This is a genomic window from Streptococcus sp. 400_SSPC (assembly GCF_001072745.1).
Lineage (GTDB): Bacteria > Bacillota > Bacilli > Lactobacillales > Streptococcaceae > Streptococcus > Streptococcus xiaochunlingii.
Window position 1 is genome coordinate 23,301 of sequence record NZ_JVIQ01000051.1, and the last position, 8,683, is coordinate 31,983.

At 38.8% G+C, this 8,683-nt stretch carries 5 protein-coding genes and 1 other annotated feature; of the genes, 3 read left to right on the forward strand and 2 right to left on the reverse strand.

What is annotated here, in order from left to right:
• Entirely contained in the window at positions 1–1,089 is a 1,089-nt protein-coding gene (gene recF, locus ADH49_RS06790) for a DNA replication/repair protein RecF (RefSeq protein WP_048691003.1), read from the forward strand.
• 81 nt (positions 1,090–1,170) lie between these two features.
• Here the strand turns inward: recF and guaB are convergent, their stop codons facing one another.
• Complete coding sequence (guaB, locus tag ADH49_RS06795) at positions 1,171–2,652, reverse strand: IMP dehydrogenase (RefSeq protein ID WP_048691005.1); 1,482 nt, start codon at positions 2,650–2,652, stop codon at positions 1,171–1,173.
• Positions 2,653–2,818: 166 nt separating this feature from the next.
• The gene (gene trpS / locus ADH49_RS06800; RefSeq protein ID WP_048691007.1) at positions 2,819–3,844 is read right to left on the reverse strand and encodes a tryptophan--tRNA ligase; all 1,026 of its coding nucleotides are present in this window, start codon (positions 3,842–3,844) and stop codon (positions 2,819–2,821) included.
• Positions 3,845–3,895: 51 nt separating this feature from the next.
• Positions 3,896–4,121, reverse strand: a binding site (T-box leader).
• 143 nt (positions 4,122–4,264) lie between these two features.
• On the opposite strand from trpS, the gene ADH49_RS06805 reads away from it, so the two are divergent.
• On the forward strand, positions 4,265–5,887 hold the full coding sequence (locus ADH49_RS06805; RefSeq protein WP_006595336.1) for an ATP-binding cassette domain-containing protein: 1,623 nt from the start codon (positions 4,265–4,267) through the stop codon (positions 5,885–5,887).
• Between the two features lie 62 nt (positions 5,888–5,949).
• Complete coding sequence (locus tag ADH49_RS06810) at positions 5,950–8,538, forward strand: YfhO family protein (RefSeq protein WP_048691009.1); 2,589 nt, start codon at positions 5,950–5,952, stop codon at positions 8,536–8,538.
• The last annotated feature ends 145 nt before the right edge of the window (positions 8,539–8,683 follow it).

The following is an 8,683-nucleotide window of genomic DNA, read 5'->3' on the forward strand; positions in this document are numbered from 1 at the left end:
ATGTGGCTTAAATCCATACACATTCAGAAATTTCGAAATTATAAAGAAGTAGATCTTCAATTCCACTCTGGTTTGAATATTTTCTTAGGCCAAAATGCTCAAGGAAAAACCAATCTCCTCGAATCCATCTACTTTTTAGCCTTGACCCGCAGCCATCGGACCCGTTCCGATAAAGATCTAATTCATTTTCAAGAGGAACAATTTACTGTTTCAGGGGTCCTAGAAAAAAAGACCGGCTCAATCCCTTTAGAAATTTCCTTATCCTCAAAAGGACGAGTCACTAAAGTAAACCACTTAAAACAAAGCAAGTTATCAACCTATATCGGTAACATGAATGTGGTTCTCTTTGCTCCAGAGGATTTACAACTTGTTAAAGGCTCACCCGCTCTTCGCCGCAAGTTTATTGATATTGATTTAGGCCAGATGAAACCTGTCTATCTATCGGATTTAACAGCTTACCATCATGTTTTAAAGCAGCGAAACAGTTACTTAAAAACAGCCAACACAGTAGACCCAACCTTTTTAGATGTTTTGGATGAGCAATTAGCAGATTATGGTAGCCGAGTCTGCATCCATCGGAAAGATTTTCTTAAAAAATTAGAAGACTTTGGGCAAGAGAAACATTTTGAAATTTCCAATCAAACTGAAAAACTATCTATTCGGTATGATTCCTCCATTCCTTTTCAAGATGAGGAGACACTTCGCCAAACCTTTATCACCTTGCTTCGAGAAAATCGGACAAAAGATCTCATCAAAAAAACAACCAGTGTTGGTCCTCACCGAGATGACATTAGCTTTTACATCAATGATATGAATGCGACTTTTGGTAGCCAAGGGCAGCACCGCAGTGTTGTTCTTTCCTTAAAATTGGCAGAGATTTCATTAATTGAATCACTGACGAATGAAAAGCCGATTTTACTCTTAGACGATGTTATGAGTGAACTTGACAACAATCGTCAACTACATTTACTAGAAGTTATCTCTCGTGACATCCAAACATTTATCACAACTACTACCTTAGATCACCTAAAAGACTTGCCTGAAGACTTAAAAATCTTTAATATTCACTCAGGTCACGTTGACGAATAATTAACGAGGTTGTCAATTTTGATTGACAACTTTTTGACATAATAAAAGTGTGAAATCTTATGATTTCACACTTTTATTTTTTTATTGAACAGAGTAGTTTGGTGCTTCATTGGTAATTTGGACATCGTGTGGGTGGCTTTCTTTCAACCCTGCCCCAGACATTTCAACAAATTGTGCATTTTCATGCAATTCTTGAAGGTTGGCAGCTCCAACATAGCCCATACCAGAACGGATACCACCAATCATTTGGAAGACGATATCGGCTGCTGAACCCTTATAAGCAACCCGACCTTCGATTCCTTCTGGAACCAATTTGTTGGCTTCATTAACAGAACCTTGGAAGTAGCGGTCGCTTGAACCTTTCTTCATTGCTGCAATAGATCCCATACCACGATAAGTCTTGAACTTACGTCCTTGGAAGATTTCAGTTTCACCTGGTGCTTCATCTGTTCCTGCAAACATTGATCCAAGCATGACTGCGTGACCACCAGCTGCAAGGGCTTTTACAATATCTCCAGAATACTTGATCCCACCGTCAGCAATGATTGTTTTTCCATATTCACGCGCAACAGCAGCTGCATCATAAATCGCTGTAACTTGAGGAACTCCGACACCAGCAATCACACGAGTTGTACAGATTGAACCAGGCCCAATCCCTACCTTAACCACGTCAACACCTGCATCATAGAGAGCACGCGCTCCCTCAGCTGTAGCAATATTACCTGCAATCAAGGTGCGATCTGGGAAATGAGCGCGAATTTCAGCGATTTTACGAAGAACACCTGCAGAATGACCATGGGCTGTATCGATGACAATAGCATCCGCACCAGCTTCAAACAATGCTTCCGCACGCTCAAAAGTGTCAGATGTAACTCCGACAGCACCTGCTACTAAAAGACGACCAAATTCGTCTTTCGCTGCATTTGGAAACTCAATAACTTTTTCGATATCCTTAATGGTAATCAAACCTGACAAACGACCATTTTCATCCACCAATGGTAATTTTTCAATACGGTGTTCTTGGAGAATCCGTTCAGCGGTCTCTAAATCAGTACCGACTGGTGCAGTTACTAGATTTTCACTAGTCATATGATTTGAAATTGGTTGATCATAATCAGAAATAAAACGTAAATCACGGTTGGTCAAAATCCCAACTAGTTTACGATTTTCCAAGGTTTCAACCACAGGAACACCACTGATACGGTACCGTCCCATAAGTTCGTCTGCCTCAGCAATGGTATGTTCAGGTGTTAAGAAAAATGGGTCAATGATAACGCCGTTTTCAGAGCGTTTTACTTTACGAACTTCATCTGCTTGTTGGGCAATGGACATATTTTTGTGAATAACCCCAAGTCCTCCAGCACGGGCAATGGCAATAGCCATTTGGCTTTCAGTGACTGTATCCATCGCAGCTGTGATGATTGGGATATTCAACACAAGGTTATCCGCCAATTTTGTACGAAGATCTGCATCGTTTGGTAATACATGACTTTCAGCTGGAATGAGCAATACATCATCGAAGGTATAACCTTTTTTCAAAAATTTAGTGTCCCAATTTGACATTCCCATTTTCCTCTTTTCTTTCTTTTTGAGCCAAGCTCGTCTTTTTTGATTGATAATATCATACCATTCTACGATAATTTGTCAATCATTTGTACAATATTTCAAAAAGAGGTATTAAAACCTCTTTTGAATCATTTTTTTATTGAATCATCTCAATATCAAGAGCTTACTTGAAATAGTTTAATCCCATAGCAGATTTGACTTGATCAAGCGTTTCTGCTGCAACCGAACGGGCTACTTCACTACCTTTTTGAAGCATATCATAAACTTGACCCATATCTTTAGCAAATTCAATCCGACGTTCGCGAATAGGGCCCAACTCTCTTTCAAGAATCTCTAACAAATAGCGTTTGGTTTTAACATCTCCTAAACCACCCCGTTGGTAATGGTCTTTCATTTCTTGAATGGTCGCTTGATCTTCTTCTTTTCCAAACACATCTAAATAATGGAAAACCATATTTCCTTCAATTTTTCCTGGATCTTCGACACGAATATGCTCAGGATCTGTATACATACTCATGACCTTTTTCTTCAAGGTGTCCATATCATCGGCTAAATAAATACCATTTCCAAGAGATTTAGACATCTTAGCATTCCCATCCAAGCCAGGCAAACGACCCGCGGCCTCATTTTCTGGGAAAATTCCTTCCGGTTCAACCAAAACATCGCAATGATACGCATGATTAAAAGAACGAACAATTTCACGAGTTTGCTCAATCATGGGCTTTTGATCAGTTCCAACAGGCACGAGATTGGCTTTAAAAGCGGTAATATCTGCAGCTTGGGAAACAGGATAAACCAAGAAACCAGATGGAATAGACTCTCCGAATCCTTTTTGGGCAATTTCTGTCTTAACGGTTGGGTTTCGTTCCAAACGTGAAACAGAGACCAAATTCATGTAATACATGGTCAATTCCGCTAGCTCAGGGATTTGACTTTGAATAAAAATAGTTGATTTCTTTGGATCTAAACCAGCTGCTAAATAATCTAGAGCAACATTTCCAATAGACTCAACAATGGTTTGTGGATCTTTAGCATGATCCGTTAGGGCTTGCTGATCGGCTAAAAAGACAAACATCTGGTACTTGTCTTCATTTTGCATAAGAACTCGATTCTTCAACGAACCGACATAGTGTCCAATATGGAGTTTCCCAGTTGGGCGATCTCCAGTTAAAATAATCGGCTTGGTCATTTTTCTTCCTCCCTGAAGTACAAAATAAAAGCCCACGCATAGCAAAAACTATGCGAGGGCGTCTGAGACACGGTGCCACCTCACTTAGAACAGCATATGCTGTTCTCTCTGACTCATCACAAATGAGTTGCACATAAGGCCTGCTAGCCGAATCTCTATTGGTTAAGATTCTATTTGAACATCAGTCCATTTCATTCTGTTTCGTTGCTTATTTTCAGCAACCATAAGCTCTCTAAAAAACGAATACAGATTACTCTTCTGATTGCTTTTCATTATATAATGACATCAAAGGAAAGTCAAGTTCTTCACCCTTTTCTACAGACTAAATGACTTCCTCCAACGCATAAGGGTATTCATTGAAAAATCAAGCGTTTTCTAGTAAAATAGGCTTATATAGACAGAAAAAGAGGAGAACTATACGTGCTAACAGTTACAGACGTCTCACTACGTTTTAGTGATCGTAAACTTTTTGATGATGTCAACATCAAATTTACAGAAGGAAATACCTATGGTTTGATTGGAGCCAATGGTGCTGGAAAATCAACCTTTTTAAAAATCTTAGCTGGGGATATTGAACCGACAACTGGTCATATTTCTCTTGGACCAGACGAACGTCTTTCTGTTCTTCGTCAAAATCACTTTGACTACGAAGATGAGCGTGCCATTGATGTCGTTATCATGGGAAATGAAAAACTTTATAGCATCATGAAGGAAAAAGATGCTATCTATATGAAGGAAGATTTTTCAGATGAAGACGGTGTCCGTGCAGCAGAACTCGAAGGAGAATTTGCTGAACTAGGTGGTTGGGAAGCGGAAAGTGAAGCTTCACAACTCCTCCAAAATCTGAATATTCCAGAAGAGCTCCACTACCAAAATATGAGTGAACTAGCAAATGGAGATAAAGTGAAAGTCCTCCTAGCCAAAGCTCTCTTTGGTAAACCAGACGTCCTTCTTTTGGACGAGCCGACCAACGGTCTTGATATTCAATCTATTACCTGGTTAGAAGATTTCTTGATTGATTTCGAGAATACCGTTATCGTTGTATCCCACGACCGTCACTTCTTGAATAAAGTATGTACCCACATGGCCGACCTAGACTTTGGAAAAATCAAACTCTATGTTGGTAACTATGATTTCTGGAAAGAATCATCTGAACTGGCTGCCAAATTGTTAGCAGACCGGAATGCCAAAGCAGAAGAAAAAATCAAACAACTACAAGAATTTGTGGCTCGTTTCTCTGCCAATGCGTCAAAATCAAAACAGGCAACGTCACGTAAAAAGATGCTTGACAAGATTCAGTTAGAAGAAATTGTCCCATCTAGCCGAAAATACCCATTTATCAGCTTTAAAGCGGAGCGAGAAATTGGGAATGATCTGTTGACAGTAGAGAACTTATCTGTAAAGATTGACGGTGAAACTATTCTTGACAACATCAGCTTCATCTTACGTCCAGGTGACAAGACAGCTCTTATCGGACAAAACGACATCCAAACAACTGCCTTGATCCGCGCTATTATGGGTGAAATCGAATATGAAGGAACTGTCAAGTGGGGCGTCACAACGAGTCGCTCTTACTTACCAAAAGACAATTCAGCTGACTTTGCAGGTGGCGAGTCAATTCTTGACTGGCTCCGTCAATTCGCAAGTAAAGAAGAAGATGATAATACCTTCCTTCGTGGTTTCCTCGGACGCATGCTCTTTTCTGGAGACGAGGTTAACAAGCCTGTCAACGTCTTGTCAGGGGGAGAAAAAGTGCGCGTGATGCTTTCAAAACTCATGCTTTTGAAATCAAATGTTCTTGTACTTGACGATCCTACAAATCACTTGGATTTGGAATCTATTTCAAGCTTGAACGATGGATTGAAAAACTTCAAAGAATCAATCATCTTTGCCAGTCACGACCATGAGTTTATTCAAACTCTTGCCAACCATATCATTGTTCTTTCAAAAAATGGTGTCATTGACCGGATTGATGAAACCTATGATGAATTCTTAGAAAACCAAGAAGTTCAAGCAAAAGTTAAAGAACTTTGGAAAGACTAAGAAATCGCTCCAAAAAATCAAAAACCCTGGAACCTTTGTTTCAGGGTATTTCAATAGACTATATGAAATTTAAAAAATATCTATCACACCCCATCATTGTTTACTTTACAGCTTTTTTACTTCCCTTTACAATCTTATTTTTCGTCTACCTCAGTCAGGGTATTTATTGGGGGAGTGAAACTTCTCCTTTATTAGGTGATGGCTTTCATCAATACGTTATTTTCGACGTTACTTTACGAAATATTTTGCACGGGACCGACAGCCTCCTTTACAGCTTTACAAGTGGGCTCGGCTTAAATTTCTACGCTCTTTCCAGCTATTACTTAGGAAGTTTTCTATCTCCCTTTGTCTTCTTCTTTGACAGTTTATCCATGGTTGATTCCGTCTATCTCTTTACACTAATAAAAATAGGCTTGATTGGGTTGTCAACTTATTATTCCATTAAGGAAATCTATCCTAAACTGCAACAATTATTGATTCTTTCACTGTCAACTTTGTTTGCGTTAATGAGCTTCTCCATCAGTCAGATTGAAATCAAAACCTGGCTCGATGTCTTCATTTTGGCTCCGCTCATTCTCTTAGGTTTACACCGTTTAATGACTCAAAAGAAGCGCGTTCTATACTTTACAAGTCTGACCATCCTCTTTATCCAAAATTATTATTTTGGATTTATGATGGCTCTCTTCTTGACTTTATGGTTTTTTACTCAGCTTTCCTGGGACTTTAAAGAAAGAAGATCTTCTTTCTTTGACTTTACAATTGTGTCAATTTTAGCAGGGGTCACTAGCTTGATCATGATTTACCCCACCATATTGGATTTACGAACTCATGGGGAAAACTTTACAAAGATTACAAGAACCTTTACAGAAAATAGTTGGTACTTAGACGTTTTTGCAAAGAATTTAATTGGTAGTTTTGATACAACAAAATATGGGGCTATCCCTATGATCTATGTTGGTCTATTTCCATTCTTACTTGCCTTTCTATTTTTCTTTGTCAAATCGATTCGGTTTCACGTGAAACTAGCTTATTTGACTTTATTAGTCATTCTTATTGCAAGTTTCTATTTACAAGCTCTGGATTTATTCTGGCAAGGTATGCATGCTCCTAATATGTTTCTTCACCGTTATGCCTGGCTTTTTTCATTGACTATTTTGTTCATGGCGGCAGAAGCACTAAATCGGTTAAAAGAAATCAATTGGCAACGACTCTGCCTAACTTTCAGTTTAGTTAGCATTGGATTTATCCTCACCTTTCTCTATCGCAAGCATTATTCTTTCTTAACAAGCAGTCATTTTGTCTTGACACTAGAATTCCTTCTTGTATTCTTTACTGTGACACTTGCCTTTACAGTTCGTAAACTTTCTTATCCAATTTTTTCTGCTGTTATTCTCTTCTTCTGTTTGTTTGAAATTAGTATAAACAGCTATTATCAGATCGATGGGATTGCAAATGAATGGGTATTTGCAGCTCGTTCTTCTTACCAAGGAAAGATTCCAGCAATTGATAAATTGACATCAAGTTTACAGGATGATCAAAATTTTTACCGAACAGAGATTCTCCAATCTCAAACAGGTAATGATAGTATGAAATATAATTTTAGAGGGATCTCCCAGTTTTCATCTGTCAGAAATACAGATACCAGTTCGACCCTAGACAAACTCGGTTTTAAATCAGATGGAACCAACTTGAACTTGCGCTATCAAAACAATACATTACTAATGGATAGTCTGTTCGGGATCAAATACAATATTTCAGATAGGAATCCCCAAAAGTTTGCTTTTCATAAATTGGAAACGCAAGGAAATCAGACCTTGTATCAAAATGAAAAAGCTCTTTCACTAGCATTTCTAACCGCAAGTCCCTACAAGGATATCCCATTTTCTAATCTAACCTTAGATAACCAAAAGAACTTTCTCAATCATCTAACGGGTCAATCGTTGACTTACTATCAGCGATTACATCCACTGAAAACTGGTGCAGACGATCCTTCTCAAGGACCTCAAAAGGCCAAAGTTGAAGCAGATAGTTTTCTGACTTATGCCAGTATCGAATATGAGCTCTATGTTCAAAACGATAGTCAACTTTATGTAAACCTTCCTTCTTTAGAATTTGAGAATGAAGATTATACCGATGTGGAGATCATTACGAATGGCCAAGTCAACCGCTATACAACAGACAATGTATTTCCATTCTTCACCATTGGTCACTTTACAGCAGGAGAAACTGTTAAGGTTCGAATTGCCTTCCCTGAAAATTCTACAGTAACCTTCCAAACTCCAGAATTTTTTGCTTTGAACCTTCAAGCCTACCAGGAAGCCTTTGAAAGGTTGCACCAACAAGAAGTTCATGTGCAAACCAAAGGAAATACCGTTACTGCAGATTTTTCAGCAGACCACCATACAAGTCTCTTTTTCACCCTTCCTTATGATAAAGGGTGGACAGCGACGATCAATAATCAACCTGTCCCTATTCGAAGGGCTCAAAAAGGATTTATGGCTGTTGATGTCCCTAAAGGAAAAGGACAAGTTGTTCTACATTTCGTTCCACATGGGTTAAAAGAAGGAACCATCGCTTTCCTACTCGGAATTATTTCCTTCGCTTGCTACAATGCTATTCGAAATAAATCTCAATCCTCAAAAAATCAGTAAATTTGCATCATAAAGAGCCCCTTAAGTTGGAAGGGGCTCTTATTTTATACAAAAAAAAGCATCCCTTAGGATGCTAGTTTAGCTCCGCCAGTAGGACTCGAACCTACGACATCATGATTAACAGTCATGCGCTACTACCAACTGA